This window comes from Curvivirga sp. (assembly GCF_965219885.1).
In the GTDB taxonomy this organism is placed as follows: domain Bacteria; phylum Pseudomonadota; class Alphaproteobacteria; order UBA8366; family Aestuariispiraceae; genus Curvivirga.
The window spans coordinates 308343-330327 of record NZ_CBDCOT010000007.1 but is presented as its reverse complement, the minus strand read 5'-3'; the positions used below and the strand labels follow the sequence as shown (position 1 = coordinate 330327).

Annotated in this window: 21 protein-coding genes; 14 read left to right on the top strand and 7 right to left on the bottom strand. The window is 41.4% G+C overall.

The window, feature by feature from the left end:
• Positions 1-95: 95 nt before the first annotated feature.
• The 3 genes from clpS (at position 96) to ACOQOA_RS01620 (ending at position 4428) form a co-directional block, all read left to right on the top strand.
• Positions 96-431: an ATP-dependent Clp protease adapter ClpS gene (gene clpS, locus ACOQOA_RS01630; RefSeq protein ID WP_420547107.1), complete on the top strand. Its 336-nt coding sequence runs from the start codon at positions 96-98 to the stop codon at positions 429-431.
• Positions 432-542: 111 nt separating this feature from the next.
• Positions 543-2876: an ATP-dependent Clp protease ATP-binding subunit ClpA gene (clpA, locus tag ACOQOA_RS01625; RefSeq protein ID WP_420546926.1), complete on the top strand. Its 2334-nt coding sequence runs from the start codon at positions 543-545 to the stop codon at positions 2874-2876.
• A gap of 172 nt (positions 2877-3048) precedes the next feature.
• Positions 3049-4428: a sensor histidine kinase gene (locus ACOQOA_RS01620; protein WP_420546925.1), complete on the top strand. Its 1380-nt coding sequence runs from the start codon at positions 3049-3051 to the stop codon at positions 4426-4428.
• A 65-nt stretch (positions 4429-4493) separates the two neighbouring features.
• Here the strand turns inward: ACOQOA_RS01620 and ACOQOA_RS01615 are convergent, their stop codons facing one another.
• Positions 4494-4631, bottom strand: a complete 138-nt coding sequence (locus ACOQOA_RS01615; protein WP_420546924.1) for a hypothetical protein — start codon at positions 4629-4631, stop codon at positions 4494-4496.
• A 37-nt stretch (positions 4632-4668) separates the two neighbouring features.
• A complete protein-coding gene (locus tag ACOQOA_RS01610) occupies positions 4669-5001 on the bottom strand; it encodes a hypothetical protein (protein ID WP_420546923.1) in 333 nt (110 codons plus the stop codon).
• Positions 5002-5374: 373 nt separating this feature from the next.
• Here ACOQOA_RS01610 and ACOQOA_RS01605 point away from each other — a divergent pair, with 373 nt between their 5' ends.
• The 6 genes from ACOQOA_RS01605 to glcF all read left to right on the top strand — a co-directional run bounded on the left by ACOQOA_RS01605 (position 5375) and on the right by glcF (position 12213).
• Entirely contained in the window at positions 5375-6244 is an 870-nt protein-coding gene (locus ACOQOA_RS01605; protein ID WP_420546922.1) for a LytTR family DNA-binding domain-containing protein, read from the top strand.
• 276 nt (positions 6245-6520) lie between these two features.
• Positions 6521-7489 (top strand): class I SAM-dependent methyltransferase, encoded by a 969-nt coding sequence (locus tag ACOQOA_RS01600; RefSeq protein ID WP_420546921.1) that lies wholly within the window; start codon positions 6521-6523, stop codon positions 7487-7489.
• A 256-nt stretch (positions 7490-7745) separates the two neighbouring features.
• Positions 7746-7871: a type B 50S ribosomal protein L36 gene (ykgO, locus tag ACOQOA_RS01595; RefSeq protein ID WP_115936980.1), complete on the top strand. Its 126-nt coding sequence runs from the start codon at positions 7746-7748 to the stop codon at positions 7869-7871.
• 247 nt (positions 7872-8118) lie between these two features.
• Positions 8119-9606, top strand: coding sequence for an FAD-linked oxidase C-terminal domain-containing protein (locus ACOQOA_RS01590; RefSeq protein ID WP_420546920.1), 1488 nt, complete (start codon positions 8119-8121; stop codon positions 9604-9606).
• A 39-nt stretch (positions 9607-9645) separates the two neighbouring features.
• Entirely contained in the window at positions 9646-10914 is a 1269-nt protein-coding gene (glcE, locus tag ACOQOA_RS01585) for a glycolate oxidase subunit GlcE (RefSeq protein WP_420546919.1), read from the top strand.
• 3 nt (positions 10915-10917) lie between these two features.
• Positions 10918-12213, top strand: a complete 1296-nt coding sequence (glcF, locus tag ACOQOA_RS01580) for a glycolate oxidase subunit GlcF (protein WP_420546918.1) — start codon at positions 10918-10920, stop codon at positions 12211-12213.
• Between the two features lie 79 nt (positions 12214-12292).
• Here glcF and ACOQOA_RS01575 read toward each other — a convergent pair whose 3' ends face one another.
• From ACOQOA_RS01575 to ACOQOA_RS01565, 3 genes are all read right to left on the bottom strand, one after another.
• On the bottom strand, positions 12293-13210 hold the full coding sequence (locus tag ACOQOA_RS01575; RefSeq protein ID WP_420546917.1) for a bifunctional 5,10-methylenetetrahydrofolate dehydrogenase/5,10-methenyltetrahydrofolate cyclohydrolase: 918 nt from the start codon (positions 13208-13210) through the stop codon (positions 12293-12295).
• A 137-nt stretch (positions 13211-13347) separates the two neighbouring features.
• Positions 13348-14799 (bottom strand): pyruvate kinase, encoded by a 1452-nt coding sequence (gene pyk / locus ACOQOA_RS01570; protein WP_420546916.1) that lies wholly within the window; start codon positions 14797-14799, stop codon positions 13348-13350.
• A 160-nt stretch (positions 14800-14959) separates the two neighbouring features.
• Positions 14960-15532, bottom strand: coding sequence for a UbiX family flavin prenyltransferase (locus ACOQOA_RS01565; protein ID WP_420546915.1), 573 nt, complete (start codon positions 15530-15532; stop codon positions 14960-14962).
• 361 nt (positions 15533-15893) lie between these two features.
• On the opposite strand from ACOQOA_RS01565, the gene ACOQOA_RS01560 reads away from it, so the two are divergent.
• Positions 15894-16061, top strand: coding sequence for a YdcH family protein (locus tag ACOQOA_RS01560; protein WP_420546914.1), 168 nt, complete (start codon positions 15894-15896; stop codon positions 16059-16061).
• A gap of 85 nt (positions 16062-16146) precedes the next feature.
• On the opposite strand, the gene ACOQOA_RS01555 is transcribed toward ACOQOA_RS01560, so the two are convergent.
• A complete protein-coding gene (locus ACOQOA_RS01555) occupies positions 16147-17247 on the bottom strand; it encodes a chemotaxis protein CheW (RefSeq protein ID WP_420546913.1) in 1101 nt (366 codons plus the stop codon).
• Positions 17248-17451: 204 nt separating this feature from the next.
• On the opposite strand from ACOQOA_RS01555, the gene ACOQOA_RS01550 reads away from it, so the two are divergent.
• Both ACOQOA_RS01550 and ACOQOA_RS01545 read left to right on the top strand, forming a co-directional pair.
• Positions 17452-18168, top strand: a complete 717-nt coding sequence (locus ACOQOA_RS01550) for an alpha/beta fold hydrolase (protein WP_420546912.1) — start codon at positions 17452-17454, stop codon at positions 18166-18168.
• A gap of 174 nt (positions 18169-18342) precedes the next feature.
• Positions 18343-18570 (top strand): ribbon-helix-helix domain-containing protein, encoded by a 228-nt coding sequence (locus ACOQOA_RS01545; RefSeq protein ID WP_420546911.1) that lies wholly within the window; start codon positions 18343-18345, stop codon positions 18568-18570.
• 31 nt (positions 18571-18601) lie between these two features.
• On the opposite strand, the gene ACOQOA_RS01540 is transcribed toward ACOQOA_RS01545, so the two are convergent.
• Complete coding sequence (locus ACOQOA_RS01540) at positions 18602-21244, bottom strand: hypothetical protein (protein WP_420546910.1); 2643 nt, start codon at positions 21242-21244, stop codon at positions 18602-18604.
• A 95-nt stretch (positions 21245-21339) separates the two neighbouring features.
• Between ACOQOA_RS01540 and ACOQOA_RS01535 the strand changes: the two genes are divergently transcribed.
• Together ACOQOA_RS01535 and ACOQOA_RS01530 are read left to right on the top strand one after the other, a co-directional pair.
• On the top strand, positions 21340-21516 hold the full coding sequence (locus ACOQOA_RS01535) for a DUF4169 family protein (protein WP_420546909.1): 177 nt from the start codon (positions 21340-21342) through the stop codon (positions 21514-21516).
• 60 nt (positions 21517-21576) lie between these two features.
• Complete coding sequence (locus ACOQOA_RS01530; RefSeq protein ID WP_420546908.1) at positions 21577-21933, top strand: cupin domain-containing protein; 357 nt, start codon at positions 21577-21579, stop codon at positions 21931-21933.
• The last annotated feature ends 52 nt before the right edge of the window (positions 21934-21985 follow it).

The window sequence follows — 21985 nt, the reverse complement described above, 5'->3', positions numbered from 1 at the left end:
AATCAATGCCTTTGAACGCACAAGAAAAATACAGCCTGAACGTTGAATTAAATCAGGCCAAAAATGATAATGAACTTGTTATGGAACCGTTTAAAATGGCGGGACCAGATCGCGACAGTGACGATGATCGTGATGGGGATACAGGTTTACTTACCAAGACAAAGCCCAAAACCAAAAAACCTTCGATGTATAAGGTTTTGTTGTTGAATGATGATTATACGCCAATGGAATTTGTTGTGCATATTTTGCAATCCATTTTCAACAAAGGGCAAGAAGATGCCGTAACCATCATGTTGCACGTCCACCAAAAAGGTGTTGGTGTCTGTGGTGTTTACCCTTATGAAATTGCAGAAACCAAGGTCACGCAAGTGATGGATTTAGCCCGAATGGAGCAACATCCGTTACAATGCACTTTGGAAAAAGACTCCTAAATCATAACTATTAAGATTTGGGATCAAAACTGTCCCTCTTGAAAAGACGTATACGGAAGACAAAGTAAGTAGTTAGAAGAAGAATAAAAGAATACGGAAGGAAAAGAATATATGTTGTCGAAAACCTTAGAGGAAACACTCCACCGCGCGCTTGCCTATGCAGCGTCCCGCCGTCATGAATATGCAACGCTTGAACATCTTTTGCTTTCCCTGACTGAAGATCAAGACAGTGTCGCGGTCATGCGGGCATGTGGTGTAGATATTGATCGCCTCCGGAACGACATTATCGATTTCCTGAACAATGACTTAAATGACCTTGTGTCTTTGGCAGATGGTGAACCATCACCAACAGCTGGCTTCCAACGTGTATTGCAACGCGCAGCCGTTCATGTTCAGTCTTCTGGTCGCGAAGAAGTTACAGGTGCTAATGTATTAGTTGCCATCTTCTCTGAACGGGACAGTCATGCTGTTTACTTCCTGCAAACTCAGGATATGAGTCGCTATGACGCAGTTACATATATGAGCCACGGTATTGCCAAATCAGACAGCATGGAAGATGCAGAAGCCATTGGTCAAGTTGGTGGCACTGAAGAAGGTATGGATGCAGAAAGCGTTAATGGCAAAGCCAACGAAGCTCTGGAAAACTATTGCGTGAACCTGAATGAAAAAGCGGAAAATGGTAAAATTGATCCGTTGATTGGCCGTTCCGAAGAAGTAGATCGCACTGTTCAAATTCTTTGTCGTCGGACAAAAAACAATCCTTTATTAGTCGGTGATCCAGGTGTTGGTAAAACGGCAATTGCTGAAGGTTTGGCAAAGCGTATTGTCGACAAACAAGTGCCTGATGTCTTACAAGAAGATACGATCTTCTCCCTTGATATGGGGGCCTTACTTGCAGGGACACGTTATCGCGGTGATTTTGAAGAACGCCTGAAAGCGGTGATGAAAGAATTGGAAGAATATGAAGGGGCGATCCTTTTCATTGACGAAATTCATACCATCATTGGTGCTGGTGCGACGTCTGGTGGCGCTATGGATGCGTCGAACCTCTTGAAGCCAGCTTTGGCAAATGGTGGTTTACGTTGTATTGGATCCACCACTTACAAAGAATATCGTGGCCATTTTGAAAAAGATCGTGCGTTAAGCCGTCGTTTCCAAAAGATCGATGTTTATGAACCAAGTGTTGAAGACAGCATCAAAATTTTAACTGGCTTAAAGCCTTATTATGAAGAACATCATGGTATTCGCTATACAAATGATGCGATTAAAACTGCTGTTGAACTTTCATCTCGTTATATGACGGATCGCAAGCTACCAGATAAAGCGATTGATGTGATTGACGAAGTAGGTGCCTCTCAAAAACTGGTTGCTCCCTCAAAGCGTAAGAAAGTCATTAACACACGCGATGTGGAAGCAGTGATTGCGAAAATTGCACGTATTCCAGCAAAACAAGTGAACCGCGATGACAAGAAAGTTCTAGAATCTCTGGAACGTGACCTTAAAACAATGGTGTATGGTCAAGACAATGCTGTTGAAGCTCTTTCAGCGGCTATTAAGATGGCCCGCGCAGGTTTACGTGAACCGGAAAAACCAATTGGTAGCTATTTATTTACCGGCCCTACAGGTGTTGGTAAAACAGAAGTTGCCAAACAATTGGCAGCAACCCTTGGCGTGGAACTCAAACGTTTCGATATGTCCGAATATATGGAACGCCATACGGTTTCTCGCTTGATCGGTGCACCTCCTGGTTATGTCGGATATGACCAAGGTGGTTTATTGACAGATGCCGTCGACCAGAATCCACATTGTATCGTATTGCTGGATGAAATTGAAAAAGCACATCCTGATCTATTTAACATCCTTTTACAGGTAATGGATTATGGCAAACTCACTGACAACAACGGTAAAACCATTGATTTCCGTAATGTTATCCTGATCATGACATCCAATGCGGGTGCTTCAGATATGGCAAAAGCAGCTATTGGATTTGGTCGTGAGACACGCGAAGGCGAAGATGAAGAAGCAGTAAACCGCCTCTTCACGCCGGAATTCCGCAATCGTCTGGATGCAATCATTCCATTCTCTCATCTAGATCAAACTGTTATCCATAAAGTAGTTGATAAATTCATCTTCCAGTTGGAAACACAGCTAGCAGATCGTTCTGTCACATTTGAACTTACTGATGAAGCACGCGATTGGCTGGGTAAAAAGGGATATGATAAACTTTATGGCGCCCGCCCGCTTTCCCGTATCATTCAAGAACATATCAAGAAGCCGCTTTCTGAAGAATTGCTTTTTGGCCATTTACAGAATGGGGGCATTGTTCGTATTGAAACCAAAAAGAATGATGAAACGGGCAAGGATGAATTATATTTCACTTATCCAGAGACAAGGTTACCTGCAAAACGCAAGAAACCTAAAGTTCCGGCTGTAGTGGAAAGATAACATTCAACCATAATTAAGTGTAAATGGCGACGTTTCCCAAAAAAACGTCGCCATTTTCATTTTGCAATTGATAAATCTGAGATTATAAGCCTTATTAAGATACATTAACTTTTCATTGATTACGTCTTTATCACTTGTAACCTTAACCCTGACAGCTTGATCTTTTTGCCTTATGACGATTTACAAACGCATAAATATTTTGAATGCGCTTACGGCATCACTTGCTGCCGTGCTCATGATGATTGCGTTAATATGGTTATATAGCACTGCCTATGAAGAGAAACTTCACGATCTTTCTCAAATGGCAAAAAACCAAGCCCGCTTGATTAATGCCGTTGCACGTTTTGATAAAAGATATAGCCAACATGATCATATTGGTGGACCGATAGAAGCCACGATATCTCAGGTAATCGATGCAAATATGACAAGTATTCGTCAAGATGGGACATTAGATGTTCTGATTGCAAAAATTGAAGGCGACAAAATCCAATTCTTGATGAGATTAGCTGGTCCATTACCATCCCCCAAGGCCTTAGCCGACCATCAAAACGGACCAATTAGCAAAGCTATTAAAGGTATGTCTGGTGCTGAATTAACACATGATTTCAAGGGCACAGAAATACTGGCAGCTTATGAGCCTATTGATGAACTAGACCTGGGGATTGTGACTAAAGTCGATTTATCAGAAGTACAAGCCCCGTTTCTTAAGGCTGCAGCTGGTATTTCCATCGTCGCTATTTTCCTTGTGATACTTGCAAGTTTGACCAATAGGAAAATTTTTCGCCCTGTTATTGACCAACTTATTGATGCAAAGAATGAAGCTGAAAAAGCAGATCGTGCAAAATCCGACTTTCTTGCGAATATGAGCCATGAATTGCGTACGCCATTAAATGCCATTATTGGTTTCGCAGAAGTTATTAAATCCAATCCCGCGCCATCTGTAGAAGAAAAACAAAAACATAATGAATATGCGCATGATATTCACTCAGCCGGTCACCACCTATTGCAGGTGATTAACGATATTCTGGATATGGCGAAGATTGAAGCAGACAGTCTTCAAATTCATGAAGAATTAGTGGATTTGGAATGTCTTTTAAGAGATTGCCAAACAATGCTTTCTATAGCGGCAGAAAAACAAAATGTTGAGTTAAAAACTAACCCTCAAGATTTATCTACCATTCCAAATGTATATGGTGACCCAACCCGGTTAAAGCAAATTATAACCAACCTTCTATCCAATGCGATTAAATTCTCAAATGAAGGCGGCGAAGTTATAATTCACATTGCAGAATTAAATGATGGCAGCTTGGATATCACCATCGAGGATCATGGCATCGGCATGGCGGAACATGAAATTCCAATCGCCTTGTCAAAGTTCGGTCAAGTACAGTCAAGTTATGCACGTGATCATGAAGGGACAGGATTAGGATTGCCTCTTGTGCAAATGTTGACCCGCATTCACGAAGGTGAGTTCAAGGTTGAAAGTTGGATAAACAACGGCACAAAAGCGACCGTTAAATTACCCGCTTCGCGTATCAGATCAAAAAAATAGGCTCTACTTATTTATAGAGCCTGAGTTGTCGGAGAAAGAAACCTAAGTATTTACTATCACCTATTTTATGCATGAACGGCGAGAACAAACATCAACCCTAAAAGTGAGAGTGAAACTAACAACCCCACATATGACGCGACTCGGCTACGACGTTGATAACGACGTACTTCCGGATGAATATAAACTAATGTATCTGCTGGCATTATGTAATCTCCCGTTTAATCGATTATAAAATATTGTTTAAATTGCGAAATCCACCTGACTCCCAGGTTTATTATGTTTTAATGAAATTACCGTAATTGCATTTTCACGATATGCAGCATTACTGTAAATTTCTGCTAGTTGCTCAGCGGTACCGCTTTCTTCTTCCAGTAAAAATTCTGAGCTATTCGATAAACTGGAGGGAGCGCTATAACGCATATAAGAAAGCTTACTCTTCTCTTTTTCATGGTCTGACATAAGAGAATTAAAACCTGTATCTACCAAGATATCATCCGCAGATACTAAAGGTGACTTAAGTGTTTTTTGATTATTAATATTTGAGTAAACGTCAAAGCCTGTAATTGATAACATATCTTTCATCCTTATTCTCAGAAGGCACCTGAAGCTGAGACTGAGGGATGGAGGAAATGTAGATTAGTTACATTTACTTTTTAGCTTCAGGTGCCTTACCTTCTCTTTCGATAAGACATATTTAAGTTCTGAAATAATTGATTTCGACAAATGTTACCTGAATTAAACTTTGCTTTTCACAAAGGACGTTTCATTCAAAGGGTCTCTATTTATTATTCATTATTTTCAAATACTTGCCCATTCGTGTCACATGAAATGGCATCTTGAATTTCCCTACAAGGCTACTTAAATGAACATCAGAAATACTTGCAGCATCAAAAATCTAACTGTTACACTTCTCTTGCTTTCAAATTGAATACCTGGAACACCATCTGTGCAAAAAGCTTTACATCATCATTTATTTACTGCTCTTGGAATTGGATTAATTTTTTCTGTCGTAGAGTTTATCCAGCCAAGTAATGGAACGGCAGCGGAAATTAAAGATCTTCTCCGACCTTTCGTCTTTGCGATCATCATATGGATATTTGCACTCCCTGTGACCGCCATCATATTAGATGCTTATGAGAAATATTGTCGCCAACATCTAAAACTTCCAATACCCCTTTTACTGGCTCTTTCCGCAATTATTGCAAGTTTTCCACTATCCTTTCTAATTCCATGGCTCACAGCATCATTGGATCTAGGTGGCCCAGAACGCAATCTATCAGTTATGAGTATCGATGTTTATGAACAGTTTATTTTCACGCGATACTTGAAAATCGCGACAATTGTAACCGTCATATGGGTATTAGCAAATTATCGGTGGTATAAAACCCGCCAAGAACTTCAAACTTCGTCCTCTATGACATCTGAGACGCTTGAGGTTAAAACTTTAATAGAACCAAACGACAATGATAACGCAGTTAAAATTAAAAAACCTCATTTCCTAAGTTTAAGTAAAAAGACACTTGGATCTGATATTTATTTGATTGCAGCTGAACAACATTATATTCGCGTGGTAACGAAACTTGGCGAAGATATGATTTTCTATCGTTTTAGCGATGCGGTAAGGGAAATGGACGACCTCAACTCAACCGGAAAACAAATTCATCGTTCGTTTTGGGTTCATCCCAATGGCATTGTCGAAATAGAACCTCATAATCGATCTTATCAAATCAAATTGATCAACGATGATGTCATCCCCGTATCAAGATCCAGTAAAGCACTCGTAGATCAATCAGGTTGGCTAAAAACAGATAATTGATTCGCAAATATTTCCACTTTTTCAAACTTTTAAATGGAATGAAGGCAATATTTCACTATATTTTCTGTAAATTTAACATTTAATTTTCAACTTAACGCGAAGAAACCTTGGCAACCAAGATGATTTTTTATAACGTATAGATGGGTTTATGCTCTACTGGCAGGGAAACATTTATTTGCATTATAGAGCGTTTTGATACAAATAAGATGTCCTTGGGGTTAATTAGGACCAAATATTTGTGTGTGCATGGGGCGAAGACTTTATTGAGAAAGAGCAATGGCGAATTCTGAAGAAGTAGATGAAAAGCCGAAAATTCCTTTCCGCACGCGTTTTCACGCGTGGTGGATTGGTGTGGATCCGGAAGATCTTATCGAAGACAACGACGATGACGTTGTTATCGAAGAGAACCCGGAGGCTATTCATATTGACCCAGAGCCAGAAGAACCTCAGGAATACTGGAATCCTGATCGTATTAGCTTCCTAACCCGTTTGTGGGGAGGGGAAGATCAAGATGAAATCATCACCCCTGGTGGTCTGGATTATACCTTGATGCTTGCCAAACCTATGGCATTGGATTCTACAAAAACAGTTTTGGATTTAGCTGCTAGTCTCGGAGGTGGCACACGTGCTCTTGCCAAAGAGTTTGGCGTTTGGATCGAAGGTCTGGAATATGATGCAGATCTTGCAGAGAAGGCAAATGAACTTTCTGTTAAATATGGCATGGATAGACGTGCCCCGATCACTAGCTTCAATCCAGAAAAAATTGGACTAAAAGACGCTCGTTATGACGCGATTATTATGCGCGAATCCAATTACCTTTATAAGCGCAAAGATTTGGTATTAAAGCAAATCTATGACGCGCTGAAGCCAAGCGGTCATTTAATGATGACAGATTTTGCCTTACGCTCTCAATCCTCACCAGATAACCCTGACGTAGCTAAATGGTTGGATGGTCATAAAGAAAAACCAATGTTGTGGAGTATGGATGAATACAAACGCAATGTTGTAAAGATGCGTATGAATTTGCATGTCCATGAAGACCGTACAGATGAATATCGCATTCAGGCATTAACAGCCTGGGCTGACTATGTCGGTACATTAACGAAAGAAGATCTGACACGTGACATTGTGAATCAGTTGATGGATGAAGCGCAATATTGGCTTCGTTTAATCCGTGCAATGGAAAGTGGCGAAGTTCGATTCTTGCGTGTTCATGCGACAAAGGGCGGCGAAAGTATTCTTTAAATTCCATAATTTGGACTTAAACACACCTATTTTAAATATCTTTCTGTTTATATTTGGTTTTAACTCAGTTAGCCCTTGCAATCACGGGTCATATCCTATACCTAACGCGCAGTTTTGAATTTTATCGTCAAATTTGCTGACAAAGATTAGGAAGAACAGTTGACAAACTGATCTCATCTCCCTATTTTCCGCCAGCAATTTTAGTAGAACCCGCGCGGCCGCTTGAAAATGGCCGGCTGCATGCAGGAGAAAAGCAATGAAAGTAGCAAGCTCTCTTAAAACGCTTAAAAAGCGTGACAAGAACTGCCGCGTAATCCGCCGCAAAGGTCGTGTTTACGTGATCAACAAAACAAACCCACGTTTTAAAGCTCGTCAAGGTTAATTGATACTTTAAATTGTGCGGTCAGTTTTGATTGCAAGTTTTAAAAACCGCGCTTTGGCTTCTGCCGCAGCGCGGTTTTTATTTGCCTATAATTCACAAGCCTTATTTCAAAATATTTTAAGTCTATTGATCTAGATTATTTTAAATATTTTTAAACAGTCTTTTTACCAATCTGATAATTGACCTTCTCTTCTGCATTCGCCATAACAAAAGTAATGAATTAAATTGTTACGGGAAGGCAGATCGCATGAAAATGCCGGAACCCGATATCGGGATCATAAATCGAAGACAAGAAATTGCCGATGCGCTACGTGCTATTGTACCGGGCGAAGGCGTTATTGTGGACGAAGCTGAACTTCGTCCCTATGAATCAGATGGCTTAACAGCCTATCAAACCTTACCTTTAATCGTTGTCTTACCTGAGACAGTGGAACAAGTTGCCGCGGTTTTGAAATATTGCGGCAAAGAAGGCATTAAAGTTGTGCCTCGCGGCGCAGGAACATCACTATCGGGCGGTGCACTCCCCTTAGCAGATGGCATCATGTTGGGCTTAGGCAAATTCAAGAAAATCTTGGAAATCGATTATGATAATCGCTGTGCCCGTGTACAGCCTGGTGTCACCAATCTAGGCATCACCCATGCGGTAATGGCCGATGGGTTTTATTATGCACCGGACCCATCCAGTCAGATTGCCTGTACCATTGGGGGGAATGTTGCCGAAAATTCCGGTGGTGTGCATAGTTTAAAATATGGCCTTACGACAAATAACCTTTTGGGTATCGAATTTGTTACAATCGACGGTGAGATTATTCGCGTTGGCGGAAAACATCTAGAGTCTGAAGGATATGACCTTCTTGGTCTTATGACAGGCTCAGAAGGTTTGTTAGGAGTGGTGACGGAAGTAACTGTACGCCTTCTGAAAGCACCTGATACGGCCCGTGCATTACTCTTGGGCTTTGAAACACCAGAAGCCGCAGGTGAATGCGTTGCGGCCATTATTGGTGCAGGCATCATCCCCGGCGGTATGGAGATGATGGATAGCCCTGCAATCAATGCAGCTGAGGATTTTGTAAATGCGGGTTATCCGCGTGATGCAGGTGCCTTACTGATTGTTGAACTAGATGGGCCGGAAGTTGAAGTCGATCATCTTATTGAGAAGGTAAACGAAATTGCGCAGGCCAATGGATCTACATATCTGCGAATTTCACAAAATGAAGAAGAACGCATGAACTTCTGGGCGGGGCGTAAAGCCGCCTTCCCTGCTGTAGGACGAATTTCCCCAGATTATTACTGCATGGATGGAACAATTCCACGTAGTCAGATTTCAACCGTATTAAGTGGTATGCGTGAATTATCTGAACATTATGGTCTTGGTGTCGCTAATGTTTTCCATGCAGGCGACGGAAACCTTCATCCATTAATCATGTATGATGCAAATAAACCCGGTGAATTGGAAAAGGCCGAAGATTTTGGAGCTGATATTTTGAAGCTTTGCGTCAAAGTTGGCGGTGTATTAACAGGCGAACACGGTGTCGGTGTTGAGAAACGTGATCTAATGGGTGAAATGTTTACAGAAGATGATTTGAAACAACAACAACGCGTTAAATGTGCATTCGATCCGGATCATTTGTTAAATCCCGGTAAGGTATTCCCGACATTACATCGTTGTGCGGAAATGGGACGAATGCATATCCATAAGGGAAAGATTCCTTTCCCGGATATTCCTCGTTTCTAATCTTTAACTGATAAACTTAATGAAGATAAGGTAATTTCCGTGTCTCAAAATGAACTCACAACCTTTCAACCTACCGATGAAGCTCAGTTAAAAGATGCAATAACTTGGGCAATTTCCGACCGAAAGTCTCTTTACCTTCAAGGTGGGAATAGTAAGGCTAATATTGGTCGCCCAACGGAAGATTTATGCGAAGCAAAACTTTCCATGGCTTCTTTTTCCGGTATTCGTGAATATGAATCTGCTGAGTTAATCATGCGTACAGGGGCTGCAACAACTATGAAAGAAGTTGAAGCAGCACTTGCAGAAACAAACCAGATGCTCGCTTTTGAACCGATGGATTATTCTGCTTTGCTTGGCTTGTCTCCTGATGATGCAGTGAAATCAACGATCGGTGGGATTTTTGCTTGTAACTTAGCTGGTCCACGCCGTATCTCAGCCGGATCTGCGCGTGACCATTTGCTGGGCTTTCAGGCAATCTCTGGGCGTGGCGAAGCCTATAAATCCGGCGGCCAAGTTATGAAAAATGTAACGGGATATGACCTCAGCAAGCTGATGGCAGGTTCATGGGGAACGCTTGGTGCGATGCATGAAACTACCTTTAAGGTTCTCCCAAAGCCCGAAACCAGTCGTACAATCTTGATTACCGATGTAGACCATCATCTTGCCAGTCATATTATGTCGCAGGCGATGCAAACATCCTATGATGTTTCAGGCGCGACATGGTTACCTGCTAATCTTGCAAAACATTCTAGTATAGACGTCTTGCGTTTAGCGGAAAAAAACATTGCAGCTTGCCGATTGGAAGGTCCAGAACCTTCCGTTAAAACACGTCTAAAATCTTTACGCGATATGTTTTCTGAACATGGCAAAATAGAAGAACTTCATGAAGAAAATAGCGAAATTTTCTGGCGAGAAATTCGAGATGTTATCCCTTTTGCCAAAGCTATTGATGACCGGGTTATTTGGAAAGCTTCTGTAGCGCCGACAGATGGAGCAAAGTTAATTGATGCTTTATCTGGTTTAAACAATCCTGATTTCTTTATGGATTGGGCTGGCGGCTTGGTCTGGATCGCGGTAGATGCACCTAAAATCGGAAGTACCGACATCATCCGCAATGAGGTCAACAAACTGGGCGGCCATGCAACACTCATTCGTGGTTCTCATGAACTACGTTTAGAACATGAAGTTTTTCATCCTCAAGCGGCACCTCTAGCTGCATTATCCAAACGTATCAAAGATCAGTTTGATCCATTAGGCATCCTGAACACGGGTCGAATGTATGCCAACCATCAGAAGCGCGAGGGATAAGACATGCAAACTAATTTCTCCATCCAACAACTCGCAGATCCCGGCATGAAGGAAGCAGAAAGTATCCTGCGTAAATGCGTTCATTGTGGTTTTTGTACAGCGACCTGTCCAACTTATACCTTATTAGGAGATGAACTAGATTCTCCACGTGGACGTATCTACCAAATAAAAGATATGTTGGAAAATGAGCGTCCAGCCTCCCCGCAAATTACAAAACATATTGATCGTTGCTTATCTTGCCTGTCATGTATGACAACCTGCCCATCTGGCGTCCATTACATGCATTTGGTGGATCATGCACGTAGCTATATTGAGCAAACACATACGCGCCCTTTACCTGAACGTATGTTACGTCAGATATTGAAAATCGTTTTGCCAAATCCCGGTTTATTTCGCATCGCATTGATAGGAGCTTTTTTCGCCAAACCTTTCGCCAATCTTATGCCGGGGCGTTTAAAGGGTTTGGTAAAAATGGCGCCTAACCGTATTCTACCGCCGTCGCAATATGACAAGCCGCAAAGTTTTAAGGCTGAAAAGAAGAAACGTGGCCGTGTTGTTTTGATGAATGGGTGTGCTCAAAAAGTGCTCAATACGGATATCAATGAAGCGACTATTCGTCTTCTGACCCGTTTAGGTGTGGAAGTTGTCGTGCCCAAAGGTGCTGGCTGCTGTGGAGCCTTAGTACATCATATGGGGGATGAAGATAAATCACATCATCAAGCAGCTGCAAATATAAACGCCTGGATGAATGAGATTAATGGTGAAGGTTTAGATGCAATCGTCATTAACGCATCAGGCTGTGGCACAACTGTTAAAGATTACGGCTTTATGTTCCGAAATGATGAGAAATATGCTGAAAAGGCAACTAAAGTTTCTGAACTTGCGAAAGATATAACCGAATATCTAGCTGAACTTGATATTGCAGAAGACGTAAAGGCACCCGAAGAATTACGTGTGACTTATCATTCTGCTTGCTCGCTTCAACATGGACAAAAAGTTACATCCACGCCAAAAACCTTGCTCGAACAAGCTGGTTTTAAAGTGGCAACCCCAAATGAGTCACATCTTTGCTGTGGTTCCGCAGGTACCTATAATCTAATGCAGCCAGAAATTGCGAACCAGTTAAAGGATCGAAAACTTAAAAATATTCAAGCGACAGAACCCCAAGTGATCGCCGCTGGCAATATCGGTTGCATGACACAAATTGGATCTGCCGCCAATGTTCCTGTGGTGCACACCGTTGAATTACTAGATTGGGCAAATGGTGGCCCCAAACCACCTGCTTTATCGAAACATTAAGAGAAAACAGTTTTTCAAATAGAAAGGCCTGAAAGATATATCTTTCAGGCCTTTCTATTTTATGCACACCTAGTAAATTTTATTCACTAGGTGTGGCAACAACTTTATCTTGTTGTTCTGCGAATTGCTTATCATAAGCTTCTTTCTGACGACGAAGCGCTGCCATCGTGTTGCGCATTAAGATAGAAACCGTTACAGGGCCTACACCGCCCGGTACAGGCGTAATCCAGCCAGCGACCTCACTTGCAGTTTCATAATCAACATCACCAACGAGCTTCTCAACACCATCTTCTTCAATAGCGTTGATACCAATATCAATAACCGCGGCACCCGGTTTGATCATATCGCCCGTAATTAAACGTGGTTTGCCAACAGCAACAAAAATTGCATCAGCACGACGGGAATGAATCTGAACAGAGCGTGTCATGTGATGACATACTGTCACAGTCGCCCCCTCTGCCATCAACAAGAAGGCAATCGGTTTACCAACAATTTCGGAATGACCGATCACGACAACTTCCATGCCTTCCAAAGACATACCTGTCGCCTTCAACATCTCAACCGATGCGGCTGCGGTACAAGGGGCAATCTCAGTATCACTATAAACGATGTTACCGATAGACGTTGGATGCATCCCTTCCACATCTTTAAATGGGTGAATCGCAGTCTGTAATGCTTTTACGGAAATTTGTTCCGGCACCGGACGTTGAATAATAATACCCGTGATACGTGGATCCACATTCATTGCAGAAATCGCTGTACGAAGTTCATCTTGTGTCACATCGCCTGGAAAATGACGTTCCTGAAATTCGATACCAGCACGTTCTGCTGTACGTCGTTGGTTACGCACATATACGTCCACGGCTTCCACATCACCCACCGTGATAGAAACAAGCTTAGGGGACCAGCCCTGTTCACTCATTTCTTCTGCTTCTTTGCGGACTTGTTCCAAGATACCGTCTGCAATCGGCTTTCCGCGAAGATCTCTTTCACCCATGTCTTTTGACCCCTTAATTGAGTTACTTTGGATTTACTTTTATATTTTCCCGAGGCGAAGAAGAGCATAATTCCCTCCATCGTCCAATCCTATTTGCGACGTTCCCTAAATTAACTTTGCCGTTAACAGAAAATTGCTTAGAGGCTTGTCTCATGCAATTGATTTTTTGGTTGAATACGTGCAATCCGCAAGATGTTGGTTTTTCCTGGCGTACCGAATGGTAATCCCGCGGTAATTACAATACGATCGTTTGTTTCGACGAAACCATCAATACGTGCCTGATGTACAGCAGTTTCAATCATATCTTCCATACTGCGCGCATCCGGCGCACGGGTAGAATGCACGCCCCAGACAAGTGCCATTCTGCGTGCTGTATCATCGCGTGGTGTTAGGCAAATGATGGGGGCCTTCGGACGCTGACGGGACACACGTAGGGTCGTCGAACCGGAGTTGGTATATGTTGCAATCGCTTTCGCATCGATTGTTCCTGCGACTTGATATACAGCTGCAGAAATCGCATCCGGTGTCGTTGATTCAAGTTCTGGCTGATCTTCGGAAAGAGAACGCCAATAACTATCTTCTTGCTGGCAACGTAAGATAATGCGGTTCATCATTTTAACAGCTTCGACTGGATAAGCACCAGCGGCGGTTTCAGCAGATAGCATCACGGCATCTGCCCCTTCTTTCACCGCATTCGCCACATCTGTTGCTTCCGCACGAGTCGGTACCGGGCGCTCCACCATAGAATCCAACATCTGTGTTGCCACGATTACTGGTTTACCCGCTTTTCGGCAAGATTTCACAATACGTGTCTGCAAAATCGGTACATCTTCAGGCGGCATCTCCACCCCTAAGTCACCGCGGGCGACCATAACGCCATCGGTTGCCTCTACAATTTCTTCTAGATAATCAATAGCAGAAGGTTTTTCCAATTTAGCAACAACAGTTGCACGATCTTGAATCAGTTTTTTGGCCTCAATAATATCTTCTGGACGCTGTACAAAACTTAGTGCTACCCAATCAACACCCATTTCTAAACCAAATTCCAAGTCTTTACGGTCTTTTTCGGTTAGCGGAGAAAGCGGTAGAATAACACCTGGTACATTTACCCCCTTTCGGTTGGAAAGCGGGCCGCCGACAGCCACAATGGTTTCAGCATAATCTTCGCCACATTCCTGAACGCGTAAACGTACACGACCATCGTCCAACAATAAATCTGTGTCAGGTTTTAAAGCCGCAAAAATTTCAGGATGCGGGAGGCATACACGTTTCTGATCACCTGGTGTTTTATCCAGATCTAGACGGAAAGCATCCCCCATTTCTAACTGGATAGAGTCATCTGCAAAAGTTCCAACACGTAGTTTTGGACCTTGTAAATCCATCATAATCGCAATCGGACGAGCAGTTTTATTTTCGACAGCACGGATCGCGTCGTAACGTGCTTGATGCTCTTCGTATTCACCATGGCTAAAATTCAAGCGAAACACATCAACGCCATTCATAAAGAGTTCTTCTATTTGTGCTTCTGTAGAACTGGAGGGGCCTAATGTGGCAACAATTTTCGTGCGATGTTCGCGGGTAACAGACATACCTGATCCTTCTGCTAGGTGATCTATCCAACCTAATATACCACCAAATTTTTCGCCTCACCCGACCTTTATAGACGGATTTATCTCGAAGGAAAAGACTATAAGCCAAAAATGACTTTAATATGAAAGGCTTCTGTTAAAAATATGATGGCGTTCCGGTTTAATCATCTGTGCGCCAGCGTTTCACCTTACCCGTATCGATGTCAAACAAGTCAAGGACACGACCAATGGAATGGTCTACCATTTCTTCTAAGTTATCAGGTTTCGTATAAAATGCTGGAACAGGCGGTGCAATAATCCCACCCATCTGAGACACCGTCAGCATATTTTGAAGATGCACATTTGTTAATGGTGTTTCACGTGCCATTAATACCAAACGACGACGCTCCTTCAAAACAACATCTGCCGCTCTGGTAAGCAACGAAGACGTAACTCCTGTCGCGATCTCAGCCAAAGATTTCATCGAACAAGGCGCAACAATCATACCAGATGTTGGAAAACTACCACTTGAACATGCTGCACCTAAATCTCCAATAGGATAAGATTTATCAGCCAGCCCGCGAAGTTCCTTTGGTGTTATATCCGTTTCATAAGCCAAAGTCATTTCTGCAGCCTTTGAGAGAATAAGATGCGTTTCCACGCCTAATTCGCGTAAGGTTTCCAAGAGGCGAATACCATAAATCACACCGGAAGCACCTGATATACCAACAATAATTTTTTTGTTCTCATTCATTACAGACTTTGACCTCGACTTTTTTCAAGAAAGGTGTAGCATATACGCCTGATGTTTCAAAATTAAACAAGCCCCATCCCTTGAAAAAGATGGGAAGAATAACGAAATATCATACATACACAGATGGGCCGGACCCGAACTGGCCTAGGGCGCACCAGAAGAATTATATCTTCTACGTATGAATGGAGGGAAGCGATTAGCGAATTAATGGATTAATTTCATTGCAGCATGCTTCAATTCTATTGGCTTGCCCGTATTTTTTAATCCATAGACTAATCTACCTATTTTACGCGCCTTCTAGGTCCTGCATTATGGGTCCTGTTCATTGGTGACTTTTGTTAACCATTGAAGGGAGAACCTCATGAGCGTTCAAGATCGTATCCAGACACTAAAATCACGCCACGAAGAATTAGATAAGAAACTGGACATGGAAAACGCGCGACCGATGCCGGATGATGAGGTCATACGAACTATCAAACATGAAAAATTGAACCTCAAAGATGAAATGGCGCGCATGGCGCATGCCTAGTGATTTGAAATAATAAAGACATTAATTAAAAAGCCGCATCAGATTATTGATGCGGCTTTTCTTATATCAAATATCAAAACTGAGTTTAAGAAACATCAAGTACTTTAATACGTGTTTCATCAATCACAGACATAATACGATCAACAATCTCAGTCTCTGTTTGTAAATCCATTAACGTCGCATGCATATTTGTACCTGCAGACATGAAATGATCATCACCAAGACCTGGTTGTTTAATAAATGCCAAATAAGCAGATTCTAGTAATGGCGCCCCCGGGTTACCATATGCGGCATTAAACAAGTTCACCAATAAATCAAGAAGCTTGGCATCGTTAAGATCTTTAAACAAATCATTCAAAATCGGATCACTATCGACACGTGCAGCAAATTTCTCAACCGCCAACATTGCCTTTTGCTCATGATCTGCATTCACCCCGGATGCAGCAGGACCAGACGACACTGGCGCAGCAGGTGCAGGTTCAGGTTTTGAAGCGGCAGGCTTTGGAGCTGGCTTCGCTTTCGTTTCCGGTTTTGATTTCAACGTTGATTTTTTGGCACTCTTGGAAGCTTCTTTCTTTACCGATGAAGCTTTAGGAGTGCCTTTAGGCTTTTTTACAGAAGCTTCCTCCGCTTCGTCATCGCCTTCATTTTGGTTAGCGACCTTTTCTTCGACGACCACTTTTCTGCGTTTACGTGTTCTACGAGGTGTTTTCATGATGGTTTCTTCTTCCAACATACGCTCGACATCAAGAACAACCAGCAAGTCATCTTCCAAGCGGAAAACACCGGAACATAGACGTCGTAAATTTTCGTCTAACGTCGCAGGCGGTTTATCAAAACTTTTACGCGGCAAAGAGCGGACATCACCGATACTATCAACTAGGAAGGTATACAAATCACCTTTATGTTCAACAGTAACACTCATTTGCTTTTCATTATCATCGACAGCGCGGGAGCCTAGCAGCTCACGCATATCAATCACTGTTACGATACGACCACGAAGGTTTAACACACCAGCAATCGCACCTGGCGCTAAAGGAACAGGTGTAATTTGATCAGGTTCAACAATATCTTGAACCATTAAAATAGGGATACCAAATGCTTGGCCATCCACCATCATGGTGACAAGCTGCTCCTCATCAATCATTGCCAACTCTCTTGAATCTGCAAGTGCAATATCAGACACGGCGATATCCCCTTATTCCTTAAATAAATTCGGTTCGATATTTATCTCGTCTCTTCCCAAAAGAAAAAACAGAAAATTCATAGAAGCCAAGTGTAACATCTATCTGATACAATATACAAACCAAATAGTTAACAGATCCTTGACTTACGTTAATTATTAAGCCTTCTTCCCAAATTAAAAGCAAGTTTTAAGTGGATATTTTTTATGACCAAGTCTTTAATTTCTATAAAAGATCAAGAATACCTTGTGAATCTTCCTTCTTCTCTGGCTTGTAAAGATCCCCAATTGCCAGGGCTAGATACGTTTCTTTTCGCTCATGGCGCTGGTGCACCTATGGATTCAGATTATATGGAAAAAGTAGCCAACTTACTTGCTGAAGAAGGTTTACGTGTTGTTCGCTTTGAGTTTCCTTATATGCGTCAAAGACGCGAAGATGGGAAAAAACGCCCACCAAACAGGGAAAATATTTGCCTTAAGACATGGCAACAAGCGATTGAAGATTGGCACGATAGGGGCAATATCTTTATTGCTGGAAAGTCAATGGGTGGCCGTATGGCTTCCATCCTCGCATCAAAGAATAATGAATTACAACTCCCGATAAAAGCTGTCTTCTGTCTAGGATATCCATTTCATGCTCCTGGCAAGACTGATAAATGGAAAACAGACCATTTTGTTGATATAACTTTACCGACTCTTATTCTTCAGGGAGATCGAGATCCTTTCGGAAAATCCGAAGAAATTAGCCAATTACAAGTAGATAACCCTCATTGGCCGAATCGGGACAAAACTGGCTCAATTTCCATTACTTGGGTACCTGATGGGGACCATAATTTTAAGCCAAGAGTTAAAAGTGGGCACACTCATGACGAAAATTTATCGTCTGTAGCTAAGAAAATCTCAACTTATATTAGAAATTCGTGAATTAAATAGGAAATAAACTGATTAAAACGATTTTTGGTAAGTTTTTGTTAAGAAGATTCGTGTAGTTTCCCCCCAAGGTTGAACCATTCATACCCGCTAAACACCAGAATACCACAGGATTCCCGATATCCTGTTGTAAGGTTAACTCACACTTCTTTTGGGGGCACCAAAAAATTGGAAAAATATGCTGAAATAAAAAAACGGTCAGTGGTAATTGCCGGCCATAGAACAAGCATCTCTCTTGAGAATCTTTTCTGGGACCAGCTACGTGTTGTTGCTATTGGCCAAAATAAATCTGTGAATAACCTCATCACAGAAATTGATAAAAATCGTTCTGGTAATTTATCAAGTGCGATTCGTATCTTTGTCCTTGCCCATGCTCTAAATCTCGAAGGAGGTTAGATATTTTCTTATAACATAAAAACTTTCTATCCTACTTTATCTCTTTTAACCAATTCCCATTAAGACGCATATTTAACCCATTCAATGGGCCATGTATTTGTATATCTAATGCATCAGGTTCCAACGTTGGTTGACGGAGAATCATATCAAAATTCAAACGATCCGTAATGCGTTGGTAGGTTAAACGACCCTTACCTTCCACATCGTCAGAAATCACATGTAAATGATTGATATTCAAAGCTTCATCTTTATATGTGATTTCTGCTGTATATCTGGTTAGTTCCGAAGGTAGATATACCAGTACGTTTCCAGCCAAATTTTCAACAATACCTTTAGGCATTTCGGCTTTATCTGCAAGAATTTCTATTTTAAACGGAGCTTCGATGCTTCCTTCAAGTTGCAATCCGTCATCAAGATTTCCTAGCAATTTCGCTTCAGATATACACGTATTTATCAAAATCCAATTTTTCAAATCATAGACTTGTTTGGGCTGACAGATATCTCGCAAGTTGAGACGAAAAGCTCGCTTGGAAGTATCAAACGAAGCTTCGTAACTTAAATCAAACCTTCCATCACCAATATTGCCTCCTATATCGTTAATGCGAATTCCATCAGCGTTTATAAGCAAGAGGCCATTTACATCAGCGAGTGTAATTTGATCATGCACCGCATCAAGTTTGTCCAAACTAAAATTAATTCCTTCCGTAGAAACGCCGAGCGCACCATTACCAGAAAAAGAAACGTCACCAATATCACCAGTAAATTCTTTTTCAATCTTGTCTATATCCCCTTCACCCGAAAACGATAGAGAAAGTTCCTGTTGCTCAACATCACCTATTAACAGGGACAGATCGCTTTTGGGGATACTGAAATACCTATCCAATTCCCACGAATTAAAACTTCCAGTATAACTGATATGAGCTGGTGATTTATTCCAATCTACGGCGCCATTTATGTCACCTCTGGAAAAATCGTTCAGCAGAAAATTCTCAATTTCAAAATCTAAACCATTTTGATCTTTATTAAGCGCAAAAGAAAAATGGTCATGACGTTGATTATTTAGATGTAAAATATCTGCATATAGATCGAGGACTAAGTTTGCTTCATTCGTTTTCAAAAGGTCGATATTTGAAATTATATCTTCAACTTTCCAATTTTCATCAACATACCCGTCCAGATATAATTGATTAAAATCGAAATCTATATTCAAAGTATCGATCTTACCTTCGACATTTTCATAATAATCCATGCGACCTGTAGCGGAAGATTGATCTAATTGTATATCCAGATCATTTAACGCAAAACGCTCAGCATCCATTTCGAAATTAGTGGTCAAACTAAATTGGCGCCATAAATCTGGTGAAAAAGGCGCCATATCAAAGCCTAACCACGCGAGACTTCGACGCAAATTACTTGATTGCAATGAAATCCCGCCAGATGTGAACCAAGCTTCCCGGCCAGAAGGATCCGGCATAAAATCTGCTAATAATGATAATTCAGTTCCACCTGGTAACCCCAAATTAAACTGGTCAACAGTAACACTGCCTAATCCAGCGATCATATGAATATTGGGTGCCCGCGCCATTTCCCCATCTTCTGCAATCAATCCTGAAGCTGTTAGACCAAGATCGATCTCAAATGGAGCCATAGCAAGTTTAGACGCTAAGTTTGAAAAACCTGAGATAGTCTCTTTTAAATTCGTTTTCGAAATAGCTAGATTTTTATCTAAAACACCAAAACTTAAATTCGCATTTAAATAAGATGCTGAGCCAGCTTGGATATGCATATCCATCTGCCCCTGAAAACTTTCTTGTCCTATCATACCTTCTAGGTTTTCAAATTTTATACCATCGTGATTAAATGTAAGTTCTGCCTCTACTTTTAATGGTTCTAGTGCAAATGGCGTATTTGTTAAAAATGGAACCCAATTAGATTCTTCAACATTCAAACTGAAATGCCCTGAACCTTTTTGAGGTCGAACAATATATGAAGAAATCTTATTTGCATTTATCAATGGTCCATCTGTTGATGTTAAAAAATCGAAACTGAGCCTTTCAACCACTTCACTTCCCATGCGCATAGATAGATGAACCGGTTGAGAGTTATTTTTGTCACTCAAACCTTGTAGATGGCCATAGAGTTTTAAATTTTTAAACCCATCCCATTGGCCTTCCAAATATGGGAAAGATAAATTTTGCATTTCAGGTAAAGGATTATCCGCCCATTTAACGATGCTATTTTCCAAAATAATCCCAACAGGCGCAGATTGACCTGCAACTGATTTTGCCGGAATATGTAACTTATTGAGGCATTTCTCAAAACTACTGAAGCGTAATTCTGGTTCTACCAAATGAATATTGGTTAAACCAACACCACCTGCAATCAGCTCTGAAATCGACAAATCAGCTTGCAACCAACGAAGTTTTGCAACTTCCTCTCCATCCTCTGCAAAAAGACGTACGCCACTCATTCTAATGGCGGGAAGAAGAATGCCATCAGGTCGAACAGAGTCAACTTGTATCAAACATCCCGTGCTTTTTTGAAATAGATCTGTAACCGCTTCTTTTACCTGATCTGGATTAGGGCGTAAAAATAGCAATAACGCCACCATCCCAACAACAAATATGGCAATTACAACAAGATAAAGTGAAAGTGATTTAATTTTGGTAAACACGTTACCGCCCTGTCCCATCAGCAAGTTTATTTGTCATTCTGTTTTTGCTTCTGTTATTCTACCTACCTTAAATCGAATCTCGGAGCTATAGAAAAATGTCTGATGTGGTCAATCTTCGACAAAAACGAAAACAGAAACTACGTCTGGAAAAGACTAAAAAAGCTGAAGAAAACCGTATAAATTATGGCCAGAAAAAATCTCAGAAACATATTTCAATTAAAGAAAAAATGAAACGTGATCGTGAATTAGATGGGAAAAAACTGGACAAATGATTTAGGGCATCATAGCCTCACCAAAAATGTGATCACATTTTAAAATACACCGAGGTCAACATGTCAAAAAATGTTCTAAAATTTTCCACCGCGTCCGCAGATGTTGACGCATATAAGCCAGATGCAGAAAAAGTAATTTCCGGCAAACCAGATCAAACAATCCGTAATTACTACACAGATCCTACTGGTAAATTTTCTGCTGGCATCTGGACCGGTGAAGTTGGCAAGATGAAAATCAGCTATACCGAAGAAGAATTCTGCACCTTACTTGTGGGTAAAGTTAAACTCACCAATGCAGATGGGGAAGAAACATTGATTGACGCGGGGGATAGCTTTGTCATCCCTGCTGGCTTTGAAGGAACATGGGAAACAATCGAAAATGCCCAGAAGATTTATGTCATCTACGAAGAGAACTAATTCTTCCATTGCTTCTATAAAGAAAAGGCGCTGATAAAATTCAACGCCTTTT

Bases quoted from the DNA above. Each gene is read 5' to 3' on its own strand.
- ACOQOA_RS01535 (WP_420546909.1), top strand. From the start codon at position 21,340: ATGTCTGATGTGGTCAATCTTCGACAAAAACGAAAACAGAAACTACGT.
- ACOQOA_RS01600 (WP_420546921.1), top strand. From the start codon at position 6,521: ATGGCGAATTCTGAAGAAGTAGATGAAAAGCCGAAAATTCCTTTCCGC.
- ACOQOA_RS01590 (WP_420546920.1), top strand. From the start codon at position 8,119: ATGAAAATGCCGGAACCCGATATCGGGATCATAAATCGAAGACAAGAA.
- ACOQOA_RS01560 (WP_420546914.1), top strand. From the start codon at position 15,894: ATGAGCGTTCAAGATCGTATCCAGACACTAAAATCACGCCACGAAGAA.
- ACOQOA_RS01615 (WP_420546924.1), bottom strand. From the start codon at position 4,631: ATGCCAGCAGATACATTAGTTTATATTCATCCGGAAGTACGTCGTTAT.
- ACOQOA_RS01565 (WP_420546915.1), bottom strand. From the start codon at position 15,532: ATGAATGAGAACAAAAAAATTATTGTTGGTATATCAGGTGCTTCCGGT.
- ACOQOA_RS01610 (WP_420546923.1), bottom strand. From the start codon at position 5,001: ATGTTATCAATTACAGGCTTTGACGTTTACTCAAATATTAATAATCAA.
- glcF (WP_420546918.1), top strand. From the start codon at position 10,918: ATGCAAACTAATTTCTCCATCCAACAACTCGCAGATCCCGGCATGAAG.
- ykgO (WP_115936980.1), top strand. From the start codon at position 7,746: ATGAAAGTAGCAAGCTCTCTTAAAACGCTTAAAAAGCGTGACAAGAAC.
- clpS (WP_420547107.1), top strand. From the start codon at position 96: ATGGCGGGACCAGATCGCGACAGTGACGATGATCGTGATGGGGATACA.
- ACOQOA_RS01550 (WP_420546912.1), top strand. From the start codon at position 17,452: ATGACCAAGTCTTTAATTTCTATAAAAGATCAAGAATACCTTGTGAAT.
- ACOQOA_RS01575 (WP_420546917.1), bottom strand. From the start codon at position 13,210: ATGGGTGAAAGAGATCTTCGCGGAAAGCCGATTGCAGACGGTATCTTG.
- pyk (WP_420546916.1), bottom strand. From the start codon at position 14,799: ATGTCTGTTACCCGCGAACATCGCACGAAAATTGTTGCCACATTAGGC.
- ACOQOA_RS01530 (WP_420546908.1), top strand. From the start codon at position 21,577: ATGTCAAAAAATGTTCTAAAATTTTCCACCGCGTCCGCAGATGTTGAC.
- ACOQOA_RS01620 (WP_420546925.1), top strand. From the start codon at position 3,049: ATGACGATTTACAAACGCATAAATATTTTGAATGCGCTTACGGCATCA.
- clpA (WP_420546926.1), top strand. From the start codon at position 543: ATGTTGTCGAAAACCTTAGAGGAAACACTCCACCGCGCGCTTGCCTAT.